At 66.6% G+C, this 22526-nt stretch carries 23 protein-coding genes; 15 read left to right on the top strand and 8 right to left on the bottom strand.

The features are described from left to right. The first annotated feature begins 6 nt into the window (after positions 1–6). The 4 genes from C7401_RS04490 (at position 7) to C7401_RS04475 (ending at position 4725) form a co-directional block, all read left to right on the top strand. Entirely contained in the window at positions 7–1287 is a 1281-nt protein-coding gene (locus C7401_RS04490) for an efflux RND transporter periplasmic adaptor subunit (protein ID WP_112170135.1), read from the top strand. Next, the gene (locus tag C7401_RS04485) at positions 1287–2819 is read left to right on the top strand and encodes an efflux transporter outer membrane subunit (RefSeq protein WP_373864421.1); all 1533 of its coding nucleotides are present in this window, start codon (positions 1287–1289) and stop codon (positions 2817–2819) included. Before C7401_RS04490 ends, C7401_RS04485 begins: the two co-directional genes overlap by 1 nt. Before the next feature lie 122 nt (positions 2820–2941). Next, complete coding sequence (locus C7401_RS04480) at positions 2942–4183, top strand: MFS transporter (protein WP_224045260.1); 1242 nt, start codon at positions 2942–2944, stop codon at positions 4181–4183. A gap of 356 nt (positions 4184–4539) precedes the next feature. Continuing rightward, positions 4540–4725 carry a hypothetical protein gene (locus tag C7401_RS04475; RefSeq protein WP_028203177.1) on the top strand — a complete coding sequence of 62 codons (186 nt, stop codon included), beginning with the start codon at positions 4540–4542 and terminating at the stop codon, positions 4723–4725. A gap of 13 nt (positions 4726–4738) precedes the next feature. Here the strand turns inward: C7401_RS04475 and C7401_RS45460 are convergent, their stop codons facing one another. The 3 genes from C7401_RS45460 to mgrA form a co-directional block, all read right to left on the bottom strand. Then, on the bottom strand, positions 4739–4864 hold the full coding sequence (locus tag C7401_RS45460) for a hypothetical protein (protein WP_258396869.1): 126 nt from the start codon (positions 4862–4864) through the stop codon (positions 4739–4741). Between the two features lie 22 nt (positions 4865–4886). Beyond that, entirely contained in the window at positions 4887–5897 is a 1011-nt protein-coding gene (locus tag C7401_RS04470) for a fatty acid desaturase (RefSeq protein ID WP_258396868.1), read from the bottom strand. A 152-nt stretch (positions 5898–6049) separates the two neighbouring features. Continuing rightward, a complete protein-coding gene (gene mgrA / locus C7401_RS04465; protein WP_112170132.1) occupies positions 6050–7093 on the bottom strand; it encodes an L-glyceraldehyde 3-phosphate reductase in 1044 nt (347 codons plus the stop codon). A gap of 233 nt (positions 7094–7326) precedes the next feature. Between mgrA and C7401_RS04460 the strand changes: the two genes are divergently transcribed. Next, the gene (locus C7401_RS04460; RefSeq protein ID WP_112170131.1) at positions 7327–7533 is read left to right on the top strand and encodes a DUF3185 family protein; all 207 of its coding nucleotides are present in this window, start codon (positions 7327–7329) and stop codon (positions 7531–7533) included. A 71-nt stretch (positions 7534–7604) separates the two neighbouring features. Here C7401_RS04460 and C7401_RS04455 read toward each other — a convergent pair whose 3' ends face one another. Further along, positions 7605–8366: a phytanoyl-CoA dioxygenase family protein gene (locus C7401_RS04455; protein WP_112170130.1), complete on the bottom strand. Its 762-nt coding sequence runs from the start codon at positions 8364–8366 to the stop codon at positions 7605–7607. 163 nt (positions 8367–8529) lie between these two features. Then, positions 8530–8895, bottom strand: a complete 366-nt coding sequence (locus C7401_RS44840) for a hypothetical protein (RefSeq protein WP_181565497.1) — start codon at positions 8893–8895, stop codon at positions 8530–8532. Between C7401_RS44840 and C7401_RS04445 the strand changes: the two genes are divergently transcribed. Then, on the top strand, positions 8872–9240 hold the full coding sequence (locus C7401_RS04445) for a hypothetical protein (protein WP_112170128.1): 369 nt from the start codon (positions 8872–8874) through the stop codon (positions 9238–9240). The genes C7401_RS44840 and C7401_RS04445 overlap by 24 nt on opposite strands. Positions 9241–9401: 161 nt before the next feature. Here C7401_RS04445 and metK read toward each other — a convergent pair whose 3' ends face one another. After that, positions 9402–10589 (bottom strand): methionine adenosyltransferase, encoded by a 1188-nt coding sequence (gene metK, locus C7401_RS04440; RefSeq protein WP_112170127.1) that lies wholly within the window; start codon positions 10587–10589, stop codon positions 9402–9404. 271 nt (positions 10590–10860) lie between these two features. On the opposite strand from metK, the gene C7401_RS04435 reads away from it, so the two are divergent. The 9 genes from C7401_RS04435 to hslU all read left to right on the top strand — a co-directional run bounded on the left by C7401_RS04435 (position 10861) and on the right by hslU (position 20401). After that, complete coding sequence (locus tag C7401_RS04435) at positions 10861–11748, top strand: lipid A biosynthesis lauroyl acyltransferase (protein ID WP_112170126.1); 888 nt, start codon at positions 10861–10863, stop codon at positions 11746–11748. Positions 11749–11830: 82 nt separating this feature from the next. Continuing rightward, on the top strand, positions 11831–12697 hold the full coding sequence (gene dapF, locus C7401_RS04430; RefSeq protein WP_112170125.1) for a diaminopimelate epimerase: 867 nt from the start codon (positions 11831–11833) through the stop codon (positions 12695–12697). A 136-nt stretch (positions 12698–12833) separates the two neighbouring features. Further along, the gene (locus tag C7401_RS04425; protein ID WP_112170124.1) at positions 12834–13517 is read left to right on the top strand and encodes a DUF484 family protein; all 684 of its coding nucleotides are present in this window, start codon (positions 12834–12836) and stop codon (positions 13515–13517) included. 63 nt (positions 13518–13580) lie between these two features. Then, the gene (xerC, locus tag C7401_RS04420; RefSeq protein WP_244314731.1) at positions 13581–14483 is read left to right on the top strand and encodes a tyrosine recombinase XerC; all 903 of its coding nucleotides are present in this window, start codon (positions 13581–13583) and stop codon (positions 14481–14483) included. A gap of 66 nt (positions 14484–14549) precedes the next feature. Next, a complete protein-coding gene (locus C7401_RS04415; protein ID WP_112170122.1) occupies positions 14550–15764 on the top strand; it encodes a class I SAM-dependent rRNA methyltransferase in 1215 nt (404 codons plus the stop codon). Between the two features lie 265 nt (positions 15765–16029). Further along, on the top strand, positions 16030–17127 hold the full coding sequence (locus C7401_RS04410; protein ID WP_181565496.1) for a CobW family GTP-binding protein: 1098 nt from the start codon (positions 16030–16032) through the stop codon (positions 17125–17127). A 553-nt stretch (positions 17128–17680) separates the two neighbouring features. Then, entirely contained in the window at positions 17681–18100 is a 420-nt protein-coding gene (gene dksA, locus C7401_RS04405; RefSeq protein WP_112170121.1) for an RNA polymerase-binding protein DksA, read from the top strand. 386 nt (positions 18101–18486) lie between these two features. Further along, positions 18487–19023: an ATP-dependent protease subunit HslV gene (gene hslV, locus C7401_RS04400; RefSeq protein WP_112170120.1), complete on the top strand. Its 537-nt coding sequence runs from the start codon at positions 18487–18489 to the stop codon at positions 19021–19023. Positions 19024–19051: 28 nt separating this feature from the next. After that, complete coding sequence (gene hslU, locus C7401_RS04395) at positions 19052–20401, top strand: ATP-dependent protease ATPase subunit HslU (protein WP_112170119.1); 1350 nt, start codon at positions 19052–19054, stop codon at positions 20399–20401. A gap of 73 nt (positions 20402–20474) precedes the next feature. Here the strand turns inward: hslU and C7401_RS04390 are convergent, their stop codons facing one another. Then, positions 20475–21017 (bottom strand): response regulator transcription factor, encoded by a 543-nt coding sequence (locus C7401_RS04390; RefSeq protein WP_112170118.1) that lies wholly within the window; start codon positions 21015–21017, stop codon positions 20475–20477. 18 nt (positions 21018–21035) lie between these two features. After that, positions 21036–22451: an ATP-binding protein gene (locus tag C7401_RS04385; protein WP_112170117.1), complete on the bottom strand. Its 1416-nt coding sequence runs from the start codon at positions 22449–22451 to the stop codon at positions 21036–21038. Between the last annotated feature and the right edge of the window lie 75 nt (positions 22452–22526).

The raw sequence follows: 22526 nt of genomic DNA, 5'->3' as shown, positions 1-22526 counted from the left end.
CCTGTCATGACGAATCATTCGCAAACGCCGTCGCCGCAAGATCCGCAATCGCCACACACAGCGCGGCGCTGGCCTGTCGTGCTTGCCGCGCTCGTCGTGCTCGGGCTCGCGGCGCAAGGCATCTGGTCGCGTTATAGCGCACATGCAGCGCTCGAGCGCGAAGCGAAATCGGCCAGCACGCTCTCCGTGCAGGTGGTCACGCCGCAGCGCTCGACCCGCGCGCTCGACCTCGTGCTGCCCGGCAACGTGCAGGCGTTTCTCGACACGCCGATCTACGCGCGCACCAACGGCTACCTGCGCAAGTGGTACTTCGACATCGGCGCGCACGTGAAGGCGGGCCAGTTGCTCGCGGAAATCGACGCGCCCGAGGTGGACGACCAGCTGCGCGCCGCGCGCGCCGATCTCGCCAATGCCGAAGCGAACTACGCGCTCGCGAAAACAACGGCCGACCGCTGGACGCAGATGCTGCAAAACCGCTCGGTCGCGAAGCAGGACACCGACGAAAAGGTCGGCGACATGCTCGCGAAAAAGGCCACGCTCGACGCCGCGCGCTACAACGTCTCGCGGCTCTCGCAACTGCAATCGTACGAGCGCGTGACGGCGCCCTTCGACGGCATCGTCACGGCGCGCAACGTGGACGTGGGCGCGCTGATCGACGCCGGCAACGGCGGCACGGCGCAAAAGGAACTGTTCCACCTCGCGCAGGCGGACCGGCTGCGTGTGTACGCGAACGTGCCGCAAGCCTACGCGCAGCAGATACACGTGCAGGAGCACGCGTATCTCACGCTCAACGAAGCGCAGGGCAAGCGCTTTGCGGGCGTCGTCGCGCGCACGGCGGGCGCGGTCGATGCAACGCAGCGCACGATGCTCGTCGAAGTCGACGTGGACAACCGCAGCGGCGAGTTGCTGCCCGGCGCGTATGCGCAGGTTCACTTCACGCTCGACGGCGCGGCCACGCCGATCACGCTGCCCGGCAATGCGTTCCTGTTCCGCCCCGACGGCGTGAAGGTCGCGACCGTCGATGCGGACAACCGCGTGAAGCTCGTGAAGGTCACGCTCGGCACCGACTTCGGCACGCGCGTGGCGGTGGCTGCCGGGCTCACGGGCGACGAGCGCGTGATCGTCAATCCGCAGGACGCGATCGTCGACGGCACGCCGGTGCGCATCGTGCCCGCGCGCGGCGAGCACAAGACGGGCGCGGCGAATGCCGCGAGCGGCGCGAGTGCTGCAAGTGCTGCCGGTGCCACGCAAAGCGCAAGCGACAGCGCGCAAGCGCAGGGCGAATGATGAAGCCAGCCCACGCGCGACTTGTCGCTTTCACCACGCTAGCTGTGGCATCGGCGCTTTCTGCGCTTGGCGGCTGCACGGTCGGCCCCGACTACGTGCGCCCGGCCATGCCCGTGGCCGCGACGTACAAGGAACTGGCGGGCACGGGCTGGACGCTCGCGCAGCCCGCCGACCAGGCGTCGCGTGGCGCGTGGTGGACGATCTACGGCGACGCCACGCTCGACGCGCTCGAAGCGCAGGTGGAGACCGCGAACCAGAACGTCCAGGCCGCGCAGGCGCACTTTCGCGCGGCGCGCGCGAACGTCGCCCAGCAGCGTTCGAGCTTTTTCCCGCTCGTAACCGCGAGCGGCGACTACTCGCGCTACCGCACCTCTCAGAATCTCCAGTACACGTCGAAGGCCGGTCTCACGATCAACGACTACGCCGTGGGCATCGACGCCACATGGGAGCCCGACATCTGGGGCCGCGTGGCGCGCAATGTCGAGGCCGCGAAGGCCGGCGCGCAGGCAAGCGCCGCCGACATGCAGGCGGTGCTGCTCTCGATGCAGGCCGAACTCGCCACCGATTACTTCGAGCTGCGCGGCGTGGACCGCGAGCGCCAGTTGCTCGACGACACTCTCCAGGCCTACCGCGAATCGCTCGAACTCACGCAGAACCGCTACGCGGGCGGCATCGCCACCGACGCCGACGTGGGCCAGGCGCAAACGCAGCTGCAAACCACCGAGGCGCAGGCCATCGATCTCGGCGTGCAGCGCGCGCAGCTCGAACACGCGATCGCCATCCTCACGGGCCAGTCGCCCTCCACCTTCTCGCTGCCGGCCGCGCCGAAGGCTGCCTACACGGTGCGCGCGATCGCGAGCCCGCCGGGCGTGCCGTCGAAGCTGCTGGAGCGGCGTCCCGACATCGCCGCCGCCGAGCGACGTGTGGCGGCCGCGAACGCGCAGGTGGGCGTGGCGACGGCGGCGTTCTTTCCGAGCCTGATGCTCGCGGTCACGGGCGGGCTGGAGGCGACCAACTTCAGCCAGTGGCTCGTCGCCCCCGCGCGCTTCTGGTCGCTCGGGCCGACGCTCGCGGGCACGCTGCTCGATTTCGGCGGCCGCGAGGCGGTGCGCGAGGCGGCGCGCGCGCAGTACGACGAGAACGTCGCGCAGTACCGCGAGACGGTGCTCGACGCGTTCGGCGAAGTCGAGGACAACCTCGCCACGCTGCGCGTGCTCGAACAGGAAGCGCTCGCGCAGGACCGCGCCGTGGACGCGGCGCGGCGCACGCTGGCGACGATCGAGAGCCGCTACCGCAGCGGCGCGATCACCTATCTCGACGTGGTGGTCGCGCAAACCACGGCGCTCACCAACGAGCGCCAGGCCGTGGCGATCTCGCGCCGGCGCATGGCCGCGAGCGTCGCGCTCGTGAAGGCGCTGGGCGGCGGCTGGAACGCGGCCGACCTGCCCGGCGACGATGCGCTCGTGCATCCGGACAAAGCCGGCGGCGCGCGGCCCGCCAGCGCGCCGGGCTCCTCGCCCGCGCCAGGCTGAGCGACGATCGACTGGCGCTCGACTGACACACATTGGCTGCGCTGCGGCGCTCGCCAACACCAATCGCATAACAGGCGTATCGTTGCGGCTTTGCAATAATCCGCACTTCTGGAGAACCTGTCGTGACTGCTTCACCGGGCGCCACGCGCAATTCCGCGCCCGCCGCCGTTCCGTACATCGAACGCGGCACTCCTGAATTCTGGCGCGCGAGCCTCGCGCTGCTATTCGCCGGCTACGCCACGTTTTCGCTGCTGTACTGCGTGCAGCCGCTACTGCCCGCGTTCTCGCAGACCTTCGGCGTGAGCCCCGCGCAAAGCAGCCTCGCGCTCTCGTTCACCACGGCCGCGCTCGCCATCGCCATCTTCGTCGCGGGCTTCGTCTCCGAAGGCTGGAGCCGCCGCGGCATGATGACCGCCTCGCTGTGCGCCTCGTCGCTGCTCACGCTCGCCACGGCTTTCGCGCCGCACTGGCACCAGTTGCTGGTGCTGCGCACGCTCGAAGGCATCGCGCTCGGCGGCGTGCCCGCCGTCGCCATGGCCTGGCTCGCCGAGGAAATGCACCCCGACGGGCTGGGCCTTTCGATGGGGCTTTACGTGGGCGGCACGGCCATCGGCGGCATGGCGGGGCGCGTGATCACCGGCATCGTCACCGACCTGTTCGGCTGGCGCGCGGCCGTGGCCGTGATCGGTCTGCTCGGCCTCGCCTCGATGTTCGCGTTCCGCGCGCTGCTGCCGCCCTCGCGTCACTTCTCGCCAAAGAGCGGCCTCGGCTTCGCGCATCATCGCGCGGCGCTGCTGCGCCATTTCGCGCGGCCCGGCCTGCCCATGCTGTTCGCCATGGGCTTCGTGCTGATGGGCAGCTTCGTCACGCTGTACAACTACATCGGCTACCGGCTGATCGCCGCGCCCTATCACATGAGCCAGGCGGCCATCGGCGCGATCTTCCTTGTCTACCTCACAGGCGTGGTCGCGTCGCCGTGGTCCGGCCGCATGGCCGACACCTTCGGGCGCGGCCGCGTGCTGATCGCCAGCCTCGCGATGATGCTCGCAGGCGTCGTGCTCACGCTGTTCTCGCCGCTTGCCGCTATCGCCGCGGGCATCGCCTGCCTCACGATCGGCTTCTTCGCCGGGCATGCGGTGGCGAGCAGCTGGGTCGGCCGGCTCGCGCGCGAAGCGAAAGGCCAGGCCGCCGCGCTGTATCTGCTGGCCTATTACCTCGGCTCGAGCGTGATGGGCTCGGTCGGCGGGCACTTCTGGGCGGGCGCGGGCTGGAGCGGCGTGGCGGGGCTCGTGATCGTCCTGCTCGTCGCCGGGCTCGCGCTCGCGGTGACGCTGCGCAAGCGTGAACACGCCGGAGCGGCATGAGGCGGGCATGTAGCGGGCATTCAGCAGGCATGAGGGGCGACCGGGCACGCAGCATGCGCGCTTGTACTTCTGTGCGCCGCACAAGCCCGCAATAGAAAGGCATCCGTAATATTAAGACGACTGACGCTTTGCGGGCCGCGCGAGCCGCTGTGCCACGCCGAAGCGCTTCTGGCGGGCTTTTGCGGCGCGGCGCACGCACCGGAGGACAGCACGGCGGCACGCATGCGTGCCGCCATGTTCGCCACCCTCACCTATACTCGATTGCAGGCCCGAAGCCGCCGCGTCACGCCGCCGGCATGACGATCAGAACAACAAGCATCGCGCGCCTTCGTTGCCAACACGATAAGGAGACGAGCATGGAAGGTTATTTCACGATCGGCGATTTCGTGATGATCATCCCGATGGCCCTCGCCGGCGCCCTTTTTCTCGGCGCGGTGCCGTGCGCAACGGAATTCAGGCACAACACGCTGCGCGTGATCGGTGCGCTGATCGGCGTTCTCGCGGCTGTCGCGCTCGTCGAGACGCTGCCTGCGCTGATGTAACGTACGGGCTCATTTAGCGCATGGTGGCCCACGAGCCGCCTGCGCGATGCGCTGCTTCGAGCGCCGTTCCCGCGTTCGCGGTGGCGTTGCGTGGCGTCGCGCCTTTCGCGCGAAACGCCGTGCGCGACGTCACGCGCATGCATCCTCTCGCGCCCTCTCATTCACTCAGTCCCGACACCCGGCTGCAAGCCCCTGAACTGCCGCAACGCAGCGGCGAGATAGTCCGCGCTCGCCGCTTCCTGATGAGCCTGCACGAGCGCGGGCAGCGCGGTCCAAGGCAGCGTCGGATGCAGATGATGCTGGCGATGCAGATGGTGGTTCATCAGCAACACGCCCAGGACGCGCGGCACGCGAAAGTCACGCGCGCGCCCCGGTTCGTCGAGCGCGACGCCGTAGTGCGGCAGGTTGTCGGCCACCGACAGCCATACGCCACGCAGATACATCGTCGCGAGCAGCACCGGCCACGCCTTGCCGTAAAGCACGAACGACGCCGCGTATAGCGCGACCGAGACGAGCCAGTCGCGCCGCGCGCGGCGGCGGCGCACGGGGTCGGCGGCATGGTTCGCGAAAAGCCGCTGCACCTGCACGCCCTCGCGCCCGTGCGCGCCCACGCCGCGCGCGACGATCGTCCGCGCGAGCCGCACCGGCAAGAACGCCACGAGCGGCAGCAGCAGTTCGGCAACGTAAAGGCCGCCCAGCAGGCGCGCGTAATATGCAATGCGGCGGCGCCAGCGCGCGCCGAACCCTGTGCGAGCGTCATGCCCATCGTGAGTTTCGTGCACATCGGGACGGTCGAAGGGCTCGCGCGTGAAGCGGTGATGCATCAGGTGTCCGAAACGCACCGCATCGAACGGCATGGCCAAACCGATGGCGAGCGCACGGGCAAGCCACTCGTTCGCGCGGCGCTCCCGCGACAGTTGCCCATGAATGCCTTCGTGGATCAGCCCCCAGTGGGCCGGCGTGGCGAGCACCACGGGCACGAGCGTCGCGAGCAGGGCGAGTGTCGGGCCGCCCGTTGCGTCGATGAGGAGCGGCAGTCCGATGAGTTCGTAGCCGAGCGCCGCGAGCACGAAGGCGATCAGCGCCGCGTTCGCGCGGGCGGCCTCAGCGGGCCTGGGCGCTCGCGTGGCGGACGGGGAACGCGCTGCGCGTTCGGCGCTCATGGACTCCATGGTGATTCCTCGCGGCAAAGGCTGCCGCGACGTTAGCAGGGCCACATGACAAAGCGAAGAACGGTGCCCCGCTTGCGCCCGCCCCGCAGGCAAAGCCCCGGACGAAAAAAACCGCCTCGCGAAGGAGGCGGTTGGGTGGCGAAACCGGCCGCTCAGATGTGCTGATCGGTGGACGGCTTCTCCCACAGGTTCACGCCGCCCTCGGTCGCATAGCGGTCGATCTCGGCGAGTTCTTCCGCCGAGAATTCGAGGTTCTTCAGCGCCGCGACGTTCTCGCGCACCTGCTCCGCGCGGCTCGCGCCGATCAGCGCCGAGGTCACGCGGCCGCCGCGCAGCGTCCAGGCAATCGCCATCTGCGCAAGACTCTGGCCGCGGCGCAGCGCGAGGTCGTTGAGCTTGCGCACGTGCCCGATGTTCTCCGGGCTCAGGTGCTCGCCCTTGAGCGAGCCGCCGCCCGGACGGTTCACGCGCGCATCCTCCGGCACACCGTTCAGGTACTTGTTCGTGAGCAGCCCCTGCGCGAGCGGCGTGAACGCGATGCTGCCCGCGCCCACCTCGTCGAGCGTGTCGAGCAGTCCGTGCTCGATCCAGCGGTTCAGCATGTTGTACGACGGCTGGTGAATGAGCAGCGGCACCTTGTATTCGGCGAGCAGCTTCGCCATTTCGCGTGTTTTCGCGGGCGAATACGACGAGATGCCGACATAGAGCGCCTTGCCCTGCTGCACGGCCGTGGCGAGCGCGCCCGCCGTTTCCTCTAGCGGCGTTTCCACGTCGAAGCGGTGCGAATAGAAGATGTCGACGTAGTCGAGGCCCATGCGCTTGAGGCTCTGGTCCAGGCTCGCGAGCACGTACTTGCGCGAGCCGCCGCCCTGGCCGTACGGGCCCGGCCACATATCCCAGCCCGCCTTGGACGAGATCAGCAGTTCGTCGCGGTAAGGCCGGAAGTCGTCCTTGAAGATGCGGCCGAAGTTGGTTTCGGCGCTGCCGTACGGCGGGCCGTAGTTGTTCGCGAGGTCGAAGTGGGTGATGCCGAGATCGAAAGCGGTGCGCAGGATCTCGCGCTGGGTGGAGATCGGCGTGGTGTCGCCGAAGTTGTGCCACAGACCGAGTGAAAGCGCGGGCAGCTTGAGCCCCGACTTGCCGCAAAAGCGGTACTGCATGTCCGAATAGCGTTCAGATGCTGCTTCGTAGGCCATGGTCTGGATCCTCGGCAAAAACGGGTAGTGGGCGTAGGAGGTGCGCAACGCGCCGTGCGGCGCGCCGCGCTCGTGAGGCAGCTATGTTAGCCAATCCGCCCCGGTTGCGCAGATGCCCACTATGCGGGAAATGCGCGGGAAGGGCGTGGGAACGGTGCCTGAAAAGCCGCCCCCTGGACGCGCCGCAGCCACTCGCCTACACTGCGGCGTCCATCCTTTGCGAGGGGTTGTTCATGGTTAAAGTGGTTTCGATCGCGCTCATCGCCTGCGGCGTCGTCCTGCTGTACTTCGGCGGCCAGTCCCTTCATTCGTTCGCGAACGACATGTCGCGCCTCTTTACCGGCGCGCCCACCAATCGCACGATCATCCTGATCGGCGGCGGCATCGCCGCCACGCTCGCGGGCGTCACCGGGCTCACGATGTCGGGGCGGCGGCGTTGATCCACCTTTAGTTGATCCACCGCTGTTGATCCAACGTTAATCAGGCGTCGTTCGGACAACGCAGCGTCGCCTCAAAGCTTCACTTCAGGCTTCGCTGCCGAGCGCGTGCCCGGCAGCGGCACGTTGCTCGCGCCGTGATAGGTGAAGACGAGCGAGAACTTCACCTGGTCGCTCTGGTTCTGCCCCGCCGAATGCAGCGTGTTGCAGTGGAAGAACACGACGTCGCCCGCGTTGAGCGTCGGCGCAATCGCCTGGTCGATCCACGCGCGGTTCTCGGGCAGGTCCGCGCGGAAGAATTTCGCGGCGTCGAACCGCTCCGAGGTGAACGGCGCATCGTGCGAGCCCGGCACGAACCACAGGCCGCCGTTTTCCATTTTCTCCGGCCCGAGCGCGAGCCACACCGAAACGAGGTCGTCGCGCTCGAACGACCAGTAGCGCACGTCGCGGTGCCAGCCCGTCAGGCTGCCGTAGTGCGGGTGCTTCGTCATCATGCAGTTGTGATGCGCGCGCGAAAGAAAGGGCTCCTCGCCGAAATACAGCTCCATCCAGCCCGCGATCTCAGGCGAGGTGGCCCACTCGCGATACAGCGCGTGGCGCGAGTACGCGTCGAGCAGGCGGCGCACCGTATGGCCGCCGGGCGCGTCCTTCGATTCGGGCGCGCCGGGGTAGCGCAAGTCGGCTTCGAATTCGAGCGGCGCGGCGGCCGCCTCCAACTGCTCCTGCGCGACCCGCTTGATCGCCTCGCAGCGCTCAGGTGAGACGAGCCCCGGCACCACCACGAAACCGCGTTCGCGCAGCGCCTGCACCTGTTCTTTCTTTGAATGGACTGACATGGGACTTCCGTTATGCGATGCCTGCGGGGGCCGCGGCTTTCGTGCGTCGTTTTCTCCGACCATACCGCCACGGCGTCGGCGCGCGCCGACGTTCCGATTGTAAAGCGTGCAGGCACGCCGGGAAGCGCCACCGGGTCGCGCCGCGTGGCCCTGGCCGCGCACGTCAATGGCGCGCGCGCACCGCCATGAGGACAAAGGGCGCGATCGCCTGCATCAAAGCGGCGCGGGGGCGGGTATTAACCGACTTTCTGCCGTCATCAATCGCGTGTAGTCTGTCGCGCATGTTGTTTCCAATCGCTGAACCCTCATCGCACGTGCGGATCGCCGTGAACGCCTTGCCGCACAAGGCGCTCCAACAGAAGAATCCGTCCCGTCGCGTCTTACGCCGCGCCCTGCGGCCCGTCTGCCGTCCGCCCATATCGTGACGACCTCGAAGACAGGCACGTTTGCTGCTCGATGCGAAGCGTCGCGCAAGGCGCACCTCGAACCCGATTCCGCAACCGCCATGCATACCCTTTTCGATACCCATCGCATGACCCACGCCGCCCACACTGCCCTGAAGGCCGCCCGCCCCGCCCGCCGTCACGTGGTGCGCGCGCTGCGCCACCACGCTGCCCGCACGCGCGCGCTCGCGCAACAGGTGCGAGAAGTGAAGCCCGTCGACAACATGCGGACGTGGTTCCACTCGTTCTTCGCCGTGCTGCGCCTGCGCTCGGGCTCGCGCCACTTCTCGCTGCGCACGCTGCTGTATCGTCCGAATGCCACGCTGCGCTCGCTCGCCGCGCCTTCCACGGTTCATACCGCGCGCAATCCGCGCCGGCCGCGCCGCATGACGTCCGGCAGCGCGGGCTGGTTCGGCTTCGCGATGCGCTAAAGCCCACTAAGGCCCGCTAGAGCCCGATAAAGCCCGCTAAAACCAGCAGGGCCGGGCGCAGCCCCAAAACAAAAAACCCCGCACGGGCTTGCGCCCTGCGGGTTTTTTCTTCGCGACGACCGGCGTGGCCGCCGGTCATCGCGATGCGTGCTTGCGCAGGCTCAGGCCAGCGCGCCCACCGGCTCCGTGCCGGCGGCTTCGGCCAGTGCGAGCGCGCGGTCCGTGGCTTCCCACGAGAATTCCGGCTCTTCGCGGCCGAAGTGGCCGTAAGCGGCGGTCTTTTCGTAGATCGGGCGCAGCAGGTCGAGCATCTGGATGATGCCCTTCGGACGCAGATCGAAGTGTTCGCGCACGAGCTTCGTGATGGTCGCGTCCGAGACCTTGCCGGTGCCGAACGTGTTGACCATGACCGAGGTCGGCTCGGCCACGCCGATCGCGTACGACACCTGGATCAGGCAGCGCGACGCGAGGCCGGCGGCCACGATGTTCTTCGCGACGTAACGGCCGGCGTAGGCAGCCGAACGGTCCACCTTCGACGGGTCCTTGCCCGAGAACGCACCGCCGCCGTGCGGGGCTGCGCCGCCGTACGTGTCGACGATGATCTTGCGGCCCGTGAGACCGCAATCGCCCTGCGGGCCGCCGATCACGAAGCGACCGGTCGGGTTCACGAGGAACTTGATGTCGCCCTTGATGAGTTCGGACGGAAGAACCGGCTTGATGACTTCCTCGATCACCGCTTCGCGCAGCGTGGCCAGATCGATGTCCGGCGAGTGCTGCGTGGAGAGCACGACCGTGTCGATGGCGTGCGGCTTGCCGTCGACGTAGCGCACGGTGACCTGCGACTTCGCGTCCGGGCGCAGCCAGGGCAGACGGCCGTCACGGCGCAGGTTCGACTGGCGCTCGACCAGGCGGTGCGAAAGGTGGATCGGCAGCGGCATCAGCTCGGGCGTTTCGTCGCACGCATAGCCGAACATCAGGCCCTGGTCGCCTGCACCTTGATCGAGGTTGTTATCGTGCGCGCGGTCCACGCCTTGAGCGATGTCCGGCGACTGCTTGTCGTAAGCGACGAGCACCGCGCAGCCGCGGTAGTCGATGCCGTAGTCGGTGTTGTCGTAGCCGATGCGCTTGATCGTGTCGCGCGCGACCTGGATGTAGTCGACGTTTGCCGTGGTGGTGATTTCACCGGCGAGCACGACGAGACCCGTGTTGCACAGCGTTTCCGCTGCCACGCGCGAGTACTTGTCTTGCGTCAGGATGGCGTCGAGGATCGCGTCCGAGATCTGGTCAGCGACCTTGTCCGGGTGGCCTTCGGAAACGGATTCGGAAGTGAAGAAATAGTCGTTTGCCACGTGTCAGGCTCCTGTAGCTGGTGACGGTTGATGTTCACGTAGCCAGCTTCGGGAGCTTTGAAGCGGCGACGCTTTAGCGGATTTGCTGCCCGGTTGTCAGTCTGCGTCTGTCTATAAGACCCAGTGACCGACCTCCGGCTTCGCCCCGCAAGTTGTCTATTAACTCGGCGAAGCCCTTATTATAGCGACTTCCTTAAATTGTCGCAGAGTCCCCCCGCGTGCCGTCCGTCGCCTTCCCCACAGTTCGCAAGCCTTGCCGCGGAGTCGCCGCATGCTAGGCAAGCTCGGCTCCCGCTTCGCCATCGGCTTGCTCAAGCTGTTCGCGATCCTGCCCTATGGTTTCGTCGCCCGCCTGGGCGACGGGCTCGGCTGGCTCCTCTACAAGATCCCGAGCAGCCGCAAGCGCGTCGTGCATACCAACCTGCGCCTGTGCTTTCCCGAATGGAGCGACGAAAAGCGCGAGGAAGTGGCGGGGCTGCACTTCCGTCACGCCATTCGCAGCTACATGGAGCGCAGCGTGCAGTGGTTCGGCTCTGCGAAGAAGCTCGAAAAGATCGTGGAGCTCGACAGCGAGATCGATCTCACCGATCCGAACCTGCCGCCCACCCTCTTCCTCGGCCTGCATTTCGTGGGCATCGAAGCCGGCTCCATGTTTCTCAACTACTCGCTGCACCGCCCGTGCGGCTCGCTCTACCAGCCGTTTTCGAACCCCGAGTTCGAAGCGGCCGCGAAGGCCGGCCGCAGCCGCTTCGGCGCCGAGATGGTGAGCCGCGCGGACAGCGCGCGCGCCGTGCTGCGCTGGCTGCGCGACAAGAAGCCCGTGATGCTCGGCGCGGACATGGATTACGGCATGCGCAATTCCGCGTTCGTGCCCTTCTTCGGCGTGCCCGCGTGCACGCTCACGGCCGTCGGGCGTCTTGCGAAAGTGGGACATGCGCAGGTCGTGCCGTTCATCGGCGAGGTGCTGCCCAATTACAAGGGTTATCGGCTGAAAGTGTTCAAACCTTGGGAAAATTATCCGACCGGCGACGACGAGCTCGACGCGCGCCGGATGAACGCCTTCCTCGAAGAACAGATTCCGCGCATTCCCGAGCAGTACTACTGGGTCCACAAGCGCTTCAAGACGCGGCCGCCGGGCGAACCGAGCGTGTATCGCTGAAAGATGCGCTGAAAGATGCGCCCACGAATGCACCCACAAGCGAGGCCCGGGTTTTCGCCCGGGCCTCGCTTACAATAACGGCATGAAACTCAAATTCACCAAGATGCACGGCGCGGGCAACGACTTCGTCGTGCTCGACGGCTACAGCCAGGACCTCGCGCTCACGCCCGAGCGCGTGCGCGCGCTCGCCGACCGCCACTTCGGCATTGGCGCGGACCAGTTGCTGATCGTCGAGAAGCCGACCGTGGATGGCGTCGACTTCCGCTATCGCATCTTCAATTGCGACGGCGGCGAGGTCGAGCACTGCGGCAACGGCGCGCGCTGCTTCGTGAAATTCGTGCGCGAACGCAAGCTCACCGACTCGAACCGCGTGCGCGTGCAGGTGCAGAAGGGCACGATCACGCTCGTCGTGCAGGAAAACGGTGAAGTCGTGGTCGACATGGACCGCCCCGAGTTCGAACCCGCGCGCGTGCCGTTCGACGCCCAGGGCCTCGAAGGCCGCCGCGAGGGCAACGACACGCTCTGGCCGCTCGACGTGAATGGCGCGACGCGCTGGATTTCGGTCGTCTCGATGGGCAACCCGCACGCGGTGCAGGTGGTGGACGACGTCGAGGCCTACCCGGTGAAGGCCGAAGGCGCGATCATCGAAACGCACGCGCGCTTCCCGAACAAGGTGAACGCCGGTTTCATGCAGATCGTCTCGCGCAGCGAAGTGAAGCTGCGCGTGTTCGAGCGCGGCGCGGGCGAAACGCTCGCGTGCGGCACGGGCGCGTGCGCGGCCGTGGCGGCCGGTATCCGCCGCGGGCTGCTCGACTCGCCCGTGAAGGTCCATACGCACGGCGGCGTGCTGACCATCGCCTGGGACGGCGCGCGCGACGAGTCCGCCGCGCTCACGATGGCAGGCCCGGCCACGACCGTGTTCGAAGGCGAGATCGAGCTGGCCGACTGAGTCCTGTATAGACAGGCGGCCTTCGCCGGCGCGACCGATGCAGCAGCCGTCGCGCCGCACGCATACTGAATCGCATGACAGACTGCGCGTTTCTCATTGCATTGCGCGCGCCTCACAACTACAACGCGTCCACAACATGAACGATCGCGAAGTTGCCGACTATCTGCTCGCCCATCCCGACTTTTTCGTTGAGCATGCCGAACTGCTTGCGACGATCAAGCTCGGCAATCCGCACGGCAAGGCCGCCGTGTCGCTCCAGGAGCGCCAGATGGAGATGCTGCGCGAGAAGAACAAGCATCTCGAACGGCGTCTTTCGGAGCTGCTGCGCTACGGGCACGAGAACGACTCGATCGCCGCGAAGTTCAACCGCTGGACCACGCGCATGATCGCCGAGCGCGACCCGTACGCCCTGCCGCGCTCGATCACGCAGAATCTGCGCGACGTGTTCGACATGCCGCAGGCCGCGCTGCGCGTGTGGGACGTGGCCGAAGCCTACGCCCAGGCGGATTTCGCGCGCCACACGGGCGAGGAAGTACGCATTTTCGCGAGCAGCCTCGACACGCCCTATTGCGGCGCGAACACGGGCTTCGAGGCCGCGCAATGGCTCGACGCCAGCGACGGCGCGGCGCAGTCGGTCGCGATCATCGCGCTGCGCGCCCCTGTCGAAGCCTCGAACGATGCGCCGCAAAGCGACGCCTTCGGCCTGCTGGTGATGGGCTCGCCCGACTCGCGCCGCTTCCACGACGGCATGGCCACCGATTTCCTCACGCAGATCGGCGCGCTCGCGAGCGCGGCGCTCTCGCGCCTGCTGCCGCACTGACCGAAGCCGAAACCGAAGCCGCCCAACGTGAACCTGACCGATCCGATCGCCACCTATCTCGCGATGCTCGAACACGAGCGGCGGCTCTCGGTGCACACGTTGCGCGGCTATACGTACGAGCTCGACGAGCTCAAGAAGCTCGCCAACGGCAAGCCGCTCGAAACGGTCACGGCCGCGCAGGTGCGCGGCGCCGTGGCGCGCGCGCACGCGGGCGGCCTCTCGGCGCGCTCGATCGCGCACCGGCTCTCGGCGTGGCGCGCGTTTTATCGCTGGCTCGCGGGCCACATCGAACTCGATGCAAACCCGGTGGCCGCCGTGCGCGCGCCCAAGCGCGCGAAAACGCTGCCCAAGGCGCTTTCCGTCGACGACGCCGCGCAACTCATGGAAGCCCCCGCCATCGCCGGCGCGCAGGAAGGCGGCCCCGAAGCGCTGCGCGATCGCGCCATGCTCGAACTGTTCTACTCATCGGGGCTGCGCCTCGCCGAACTCGTCGGCCTGGACGTGCGCTACGTGAAGCGCGACGGCTACGAATCGGCGGGCTGGCTCAAGCGCGACGCCGCCGAAGTCGAAGTGCACGGCAAGGGCAACCGCCACCGCGCCGTGCCGGTCGGGCGCAAGGCGCTCGATGCGCTCGACGCGTGGCTCGCCGCGCGCGGCGCCTTCGTGAAGCACGACGACGCGCCGCTCTTTCTCTCCGTGCGCGGCAACCGCATGGCGCCGGGCGTGGTGCGCGAGCGCGTGAAGCGCGCCGCCATCGCGGCGGGCATTCCGGCGAACGTGCACCCGCACGTGCTGCGGCACTCGTTCGCCACGCACCTGCTGCAATCGAGCGGCGACCTGCGCGCCGTGCAGGAATTGCTCGGCCACGCGAGCATTTCGGCCACCCAGGTCTATACGTCGCTCGACTTCCAGCATCTCGCGAAGGTCTACGACACCGCGCATCCGCGCGCGAAAAAGCGCGACTGAAACGCCACGGCGCACGCGGCATGCAACGTCATGCGGCGCGCGCCGTCACCCTGTATCGAAGTCATCATGAATATCGTCACCCTCAAGCCGTCGAAAGAAAAATCCCTGCTGCGCCGCCATCCGTGGGTCTATGCCAACGCGATCGACCACGTGGAGGGCAAGCCCGCGCCCGGCGCGACCGTCATCGTGCGCTCGGCCGACGGCCGCTTTCTCGGGCGCGCCGCCTACAGCCCGCACTCGCAGATCCGCGCGCGCGTATGGAGCTTCGACGAAAACGAGCCGATCGACCACGCGTTCTTCAAGCGCCGCGTGCAGCGCGCCGTGGCCGACCGCCGCGCGATGGTGAGCGGCACGGGCGCGGTGCGCCTGATCTTCGGCGAGGCCGACGGCCTGCCGGGCCTGATCGTCGACTACTACATCGAAGACGGCGGTGATGTTGAGAAAGGCGGCCGCGGCCAGCTCGTGTGCCAGTTCATGGCCGCGGGCGTCGAGGCATGGAAAGCAGCGATCGTCGCCGCGCTCACGCAGGCAACGGGCTGCCCGAACGTGTACGAGCGCTCGGACGTGTCGATCCGCGAGAAGGAAGGGCTCGAACAGACCACCGGCCTGCTCGCCGGCGACGAGCCGCCCGCAACGATCATCACGAACGAAAACGGCGTGCGCTATCACGTGGACGTGCGCAACGGCCACAAGACCGGCTTCTACGTCGACCAGCGCGACAACCGCGCGCTCGTGCAGACGTATGCGCGCGAGCGCGACGTGCTCAACTGCTTCTGCTACACGGGCGGCTTCTCGCTCGCGGCCATGAAGGGCGGCGCGAAACGCGTGGTGTCGATCGACTCGTCGGGCGAGGCGCTCGCCACGGCGCAGAAGAACGTCGAGGCGAACGGCTTCGACGCCGCGCGCGCCACCTGGCTCGACGCCGACGCCTTCAAGACGCTGCGACGCCTCCACGACGAAGGCGAGCGCTTCGACCTGGTGGTGCTCGATCCGCCCAAGTTCGCGGCCTCGCGCGAGCACGTGGATCGCGCCGCACGCGCCTACAAGGACATCAACCTCACCGGTTTCAAACTGCTGCGCCCGGGCGGCCTCCTCTTCACGTACTCGTGCTCGGGGGCGATCGATTCGGCGCTGTTCCAGAAGATCGTGGCGGGCGCCGCTTCCGACGCCAGGGTGGACGCGCGCATCCTCAAGCGCCTTGGCGCGGGCGTCGATCACCCGCTGCTCACGGCGTTCCCCGAAGGCGAGTACCTGAAGGGCCTGCTGTTGCAAATCGCCTGAGCCGGCCTTATCTAGCCGGTTTCGGCGGCACGCAGCCGCGCATTTCGGGCCGCATGGTCGGTCCCCGAATCCGGCCGCGCCCGGCCATCTCATGCGTGCGCCGCGCAGATATGTTTCAATAGGAAGTTATGTTGTAACACTCGATGGCTGCGGGCGGGGCGCCCGGCAGCCGCCCGGCCCGAATACCTCGGCGCGCCAGCGTCCAACGCGGCGCGCCGGAATGGACACCTCGAACACCTACCAGGCAGACAGCATGGCAACCAGCATGATTCCCGTCACCATCCTGACCGGCTTTCTCGGCAGCGGCAAAACCACGCTGCTCAAGCGCATCCTGAACGAAAAGCACGGCATGAAGATCGCCGTGATCGAGAACGAGTTCGGCGAAGAGAACATCGACAACGAAATCCTCGTGCAGGACAGCACCGAGCAGATCATCCAGATGAGCAACGGCTGCATCTGCTGCACGATTCGCGGCGACCTCGCGCGCGTGCTCGGCGACCTCGCGCAGCAAAAGCGCGACGGCAAGCTGGACTTCGACCGCGTGGTGATCGAAACCACGGGCCTCGCCAATCCGGGCCCGGTCGCGCAGACCTTCTTCATGGATAACGAGATCGCCGACGAATTCCTGCTCGACGCGATCATCACGCTCGTGGACGCCAAGCACGGCAACCATCAGCTCGACGAGCACGAAGTGGTGCAGCGCCAGGTGGGTTTCGCCGACCGCATCTTCATCACGAAGGCCGACCTCGTCGACGAAAAGGAACTCGCCGACCTGCGCCACCGCGTGCTGCACATGAACCCGAAGGCTCAGATCCGCCAGGTGAATTTCGGCGAGGCCGACATCAAGGAAGTGTTCGACCTGCGCGGCTTCAACCTGAACGCCAAGCTCGAGATCGACCCGGACTTCCTCGCCGAAGACGATCACGCGCATCACGATCACGACCATGATCATGACCACGCGCATGATCACGCTCATGATGAGGATCACGCCGACTGCGACCACGATCACGGCAAGTGCACCCATGAAGGCCACGACCACGGCCACCACCATCACGCGCACCACGACGACAAGATCAAGTCGTTCGTGTACCGCAGCGACCGCCCGTTCGATCCGAATCGCCTGGAAGACTTCCTCGGCGGCATTCTTCAGATCTACGGCGAGCGCCTGTTGCGCTACAAGGGCGTGCTCTACATGAAGGGCGTGGACCGCAAGGTGGTGTTCCAGGGCGTGCACCAGATGATGGGCAGCGACCTGGCCGCCAAGTGGCTGCCGATCGAGAAGAAGAACAGCAAGATGGTGTTCATCGGCATCGAGTTGCCGCAGGATCTCATCACCGACGGCCTCGACGCCTGTCTCGCCTGACCAGATTCCGAGATTATTCTGATACGCCCGGCCCGCCGCCGGGCGTTTTCGTTTGGGCGCCCATGCCGTCTTTGCGCACAGCGCAACGGCCTCTTTCGGGTGTGCGCGTCAAATAACGTACCCGACCATCGCTTTTTCACGATTGGCGCGTTATATTTTCTGGATATCGCCGGGTACGCAAACGGGTCAGTCAATGGCGACGCCGCCGCAGGGATTTCCCGCTTGCGGTCTAAGTTTGCGGTTCGGTTACAATACGGCCCCACTGGAAGAGAGGCGCCCCGGAATTCGCCGAGGGTTCGCCCCGCCGGCAGCGCAACGGTCGCAGCGCGCAGTCGGTACGAAATATGCCTCAGGAGCATCTGAAGACCGGTTTCCAGAGGAGTTCGGCCCCGCAGCGGCGCTTCGGCGTCACGACAGATCATCGTCCGTGCCCGTCAGCGCGCACATCGGCGCGGTAAGTGCGCCTGGCAAGGTGGTAAAGGCCACTGCGGGCAACACAAAAGTGCAGGCAAGATGTGCCTGTTTTGCCTCACTCATTGAAGAAGCAAGCCAGATGACGACGACACGACTCTTGACCGAAGCCGAAATCCTGAAGATGAGCGACAAGGATTACATGAACGAGGATCAGCTCGCCTTCTTCAAGAACCGGCTCGAACAGCTGCAAGCGGAAATTCTCCGCAATGCGGGCCAGACCACTGAGAATCTGCGCGAAACCGTGATCGTTCCCGATCCGGCCGACCGCGCGACGATCGAAGAAGAGCACGCGCTCGAACTGCGCACGCGCGACCGCGAGCGCAAGCTGCTCAAGAAGGTGCAGCAATCGCTCGCGCGCATCGACTCCGGCGACTACGGCTGGTGCGAGGAAACGGGCGAGCCGATCGGCATTCCGCGTCTGCTCGCGCGCCCGACCGCCACGCTCTCGCTCGAAGCGCAGGAGCGCCGCGAGCTGCGCCAGAAGCTGTTCGGCGATTGAGCTTTTTCCCGGCTGCGAAAGCCTGCTTTCGCGGCTAGCGACTTGCCTTCCCTGTCGAAGCGCACGGAGCCCCGTGCGCTTTTTTCTTTTGCGCGCCGCCCCGCCGACGCGCCTTCCTTGCCGGGCGCGAACGCCCATTCCTGCACGCTTTCCTGCGCGCTTGCGGTCAGGCCGCCGCGAGCTTTTCTGCTCGTGCGGGCCTTGATATGCCTCACGCCGCCCTAAACTCATACCGACACGCGCTCGCTGCGCGCCGTGCAGGCGCGCGCAACGCACCCGGATTCAGGGCGGCGGCGACCGGAAACCACGGGCGCCGCGCCCACCCGAAAGCGGCAGGCATTCCACCTTCGCATCCAACCCGGCATCAACGGTAAAAAGGAACGCACATGGAGCAATTTCACGGCACGACGATCGTTTCCGTGCGGCGCGGCGACAAGGTCGCGCTCGGCGGCGACGGCCAGGTCACGCTCGGCAACATCGTCATGAAGGGTGGCGCGAAGAAGGTCCGGCGCATTTACGGCGGCAAGGTCATGGTCGGCTTCGCCGGCGGCACCGCCGACGCCTTCTCGCTGCTCGACCGCTTCGAAGCCAAGCTCGAAAAACATCAGGGCAATCTCACGCGCGCGGCCGTCGAGCTCGCGAAAGACTGGCGCACCGACCGCATGCTGCGCCGCCTCGAAGCCATGCTGATCGCCGCCGACGCCAGCACCACGCTCGTCATCACCGGCAACGGCGACGTGCTCGACCCCGAAGGCGGGATCTGCGCGATCGGTTCGGGCGGCGCGTATGCGCAAGCCGCAGCAAAGGCGCTCGTCGACAACACCGACCTCTCGCCGCGCGAGATCGTCGAAAAGTCGCTCGAAATCGCGGGCGACATGTGCATCTACACGAATCACAACCGCGTGATCGAAACCATCGAGTAACCCGCCGGACAGACGAGAAGGAATCAGGATGAGCACCATGACCCCCGCCGAGATCGTCTCGGAACTCGACAAGCACATCATCGGCCAGGCGAACGCAAAGAAGGCCGTGGCCGTCGCGCTGCGCAACCGCTGGCGCCGCCAGCAGGTCGCCGACCCGCTGCGCCAGGAAATCACGCCGAAAAACATCCTCATGATCGGGCCGACGGGCGTCGGCAAGACCGAAATCGCACGCCGCCTCGCCAAGCTCGCCGATGCGCCGTTCATCAAGATCGAAGCGACCAAGTTCACCGAAGTGGGCTACGTTGGCCGCGACGTGGACAGCATCGTGCGCGACCTCATCGAGATTTCGGTGAAGCAGACGCGCGAAACGGAAATGCGCAAGGTGCGCAGCAAGGCCACCGACCAGGCCGAGGACCGCATCCTCGACGTCTTGCTGCCCAGCGCGCGCCCCGTGGGCTTCGGTTCGTCGGACGCCACGAGCCACGCCGAAGGCAGTGACAACGCCACGCGCCAGACCTTCCGCAAGCGCCTGCGCGAAGGCGCGCTCGACGACAAGGAAATCGAGCTCGACGTCGAGCAGCCGCAGGTGGGCATGGACATCATGGGGCCGCCGGGCATGGAAGACATGACCGAGCAGATCCGCTCGATGTTCGCGAACCTCGGCGGCGGCAAGAAAACGCGCCGCAAGGTGAAGGTCAAGGAAGCTCTCAAGCTCCTCACCGACGAAGAAGCCGGCAAGATGCTCAACGACGAAGAGGTCAAGCAGAAGGCCGTGCAGAACGTCGAGCAGAACGGCATCGTGTTCCTCGACGAAATCGACAAGATCGCCTCGCGCAACAACGAAGGCAGCGGCGGCGAAGTTTCGCGCCAGGGCGTGCAGCGCGATCTGCTGCCGCTCGTGGAGGGCACAACCATCAATACGAAGTACGGGATGGTCAAGACCGACCACATCCTGTTCATCGCGAGCGGCGCGTTCCATCTCGCGAAGCCGAGCGACCTGATTCCCGAACTGCAAGGCCGCTTCCCGATTCGCGTGGAACTCGATTCGCTCTCCGTGAAGGACTTCGAAGCGATTCTCGTCGCCACCGACGCGAGCCTCGTGAAGCAGTATCAGGCGCTGCTCGCCACCGAAGACGTGCAGCTCGATTTCGCCGAAGACGGCATTCGCCGCCTCGCGGAAATCGCCTTCTCGGTCAACGAGAAGACCGAGAACATCGGCGCGCGGCGTCTCTATACGGTTATCGAGAAGCTGCTGGAAGACGTGTCGTTCGCGGCCGGCAATCACGCGGGCCAGAGCGTGACGATCGACGCGGCCTACGTGGACAAGGCGCTCGGCGAAGTGGCCCAGGACGAAGACCTGTCGCGTTACGTGCTCTAAGCGCGCCGTATCAGCCATTGGCCATTGGCCATGAAAAAGGGACCCCGCGGGGTCCCTTTTTCGTTGGTGCGCTTCACTGGCGCACGGGGCGCTTCGCGAGCTTGCGCTGTAGCGTGCGCCGGTGCATGTTGAGCGCGCGCGCCGTGGCCGAAATATTGCCGTTGTGCTCGGCCAGCACGCGCTGGATGTGCTCCCATTCGAGGCGCGCGACCGACAGCGGCGCCGGGTGCTCGATGGCCTCCTCGGCTTGCATCGCGCTCGCGTCGCTTTGCAGTGCAGAGAGAATCATCTCGACGTTCGCGGGCTTGGCCAGATAGTTGTCCGCGCCGTCTTTCACGGCCTGCACGGCCGTTGCGATGCTGGCGTAGCCGGTCAGCACGAGCATGCGTGCGTCGGGCTGCAACTCGCGCAGCGGCGCGATGAGCGACAAGCCCGAATCGTTGCCGAGATGCAGGTCCACGGTGATCTGCGCGAACTTCTGCTGGTTGGCGAAGCGAATCGCCTCTTCCGCGTTGTGTGCCTGCTTCACCTCGAAACCGCGCCGCGTGAGACCGCGCGCGAGAATGTCGGAGAACACTTCGTCGTCGTCGATGACCAGAAAACTCATATCGCTCATGCCTATTTCTCCGTGTTGTTAGGCGGCGTCGGGCCGGGCCGGCCCCTCGCCTGATCCAATCTTCGAGGCCGTGGACGCTGCGCCTTCGCGCGCCGCCGCATTCGCCTCGCCCGCCTTGACCTGCTTCGCCGGCAAGCGCAACACCGCACGGGTGCCGCGCGGCTTGCGCGCGCGAGCGCCGCCGGCGTGCCCGGCCGTTGCACCGCCGCCCGCCTCGCCCGACTGGCTGCCGGGCGGCGTGACGTCGTCGAGCACGATCGAGCCGCCGAGCCGGGCCGCCGACGAAAACGCCAGATACAGCCCGACGCCGTGGCCGCCCTGGGTGCTGTCCACCGGCGCGGCGCCGAGCGAGGTGCGCAGCGATGCCGGAATGCCGGGCCCGGCGTCGCAGACTTCGAAATCGATGTAACCGGCGCGCGCAGTGGACGAGGCCCGCAAGGTCACGAAATCCCGGCTCGCGCGCGCCGCGTTGTCGAGCAGGATGGTGAGAATCTGGCCGACCGCCACGGTGTCGTCGAGGCTCAGGTCGCTCGGGCCGTTGTCGAGGAGTTCGAACTTCACATGCGGATGACGCAGGCGCCACTGCTCGACGAACGGCCCGAGCCATTCGCTCACGACCTGGGGGCTGCCCGTGGCGGACGCGCGGCTCCTCAGCCGGGCGAGCGCCGAGGTGCACAGCGAGATCTGCTTGTCGAGCAGTTCGAGGTCGGCCGAGTAAGGCGCGAGCCCCTTGTCCGTGTGCGCCACGTCGCGCAGTTCCTCCGTGAGCATGGCGATGGTCGAGAGCGGCGTGCCGATCTCGTGCGCGACGGTGGCGGCCTGCACGCCGAGCGCGACGGCGCGCTCGTCGCGCAGGAGGCGCTGCTGCGCGTCGCCGAGCGCGGTGTCGCGCTGGCGCAGCGCGCGCGACATGCGCGCGACGAACCACACGATCAGGCACACGCTCACCATGAAGTTCACCCACATGCCCGCGCGATAGTAATCGAACAGGTTGGCGGGATTGTCGAGGTTGAGCGGGACGTTGTCGAAGCCAAGCAGTACGTAACAGGCCACGGCGAAGGTCGCGAGCCACGCGGTGAGATACCACGGCAGCACGGCGGCCGCGATGGCGAGCGACGGCAGGTAGAGCGAGACGAACGGATTGGTCGTGCCGCCCGACAGAAAGAGCAGTGCGGAAAGCGCGCCGAGATCGACCCAGAGCTGGCCGAACAGTTCGAGATCGGACTCGGGACGATCCTGCGTGACGCGCAGCCAGGTGACGCCGTTGAACGCCACTTCCATGGCGATCACGAACAGCATGGCAGGCAGCTGCAATTGCACGCCGATGAAGAGTTGCACGAACGCAATCGTGCAGAGCTGGCCGATGATGGCGAGGCTGCGCAGCCAGAACAGATGGCTGAGGTTGACACGAGCACTGACGGTTATGCGATGCATGGCGTCAGTTTACCTGTTAGGAGTTGTCTGATTCATCATCTTGAAAAGGTCTGCTTCAATCTAGGTCATCCGCCG

The organism is Paraburkholderia unamae, assembly GCF_003268775.1.
Classification (GTDB): Bacteria; Pseudomonadota; Gammaproteobacteria; order Burkholderiales; family Burkholderiaceae; genus Paraburkholderia; species Paraburkholderia unamae.
The sequence above is the reverse complement of the archived record's forward strand: the minus strand, read 5'-3'. Positions and strand labels throughout refer to the sequence as shown.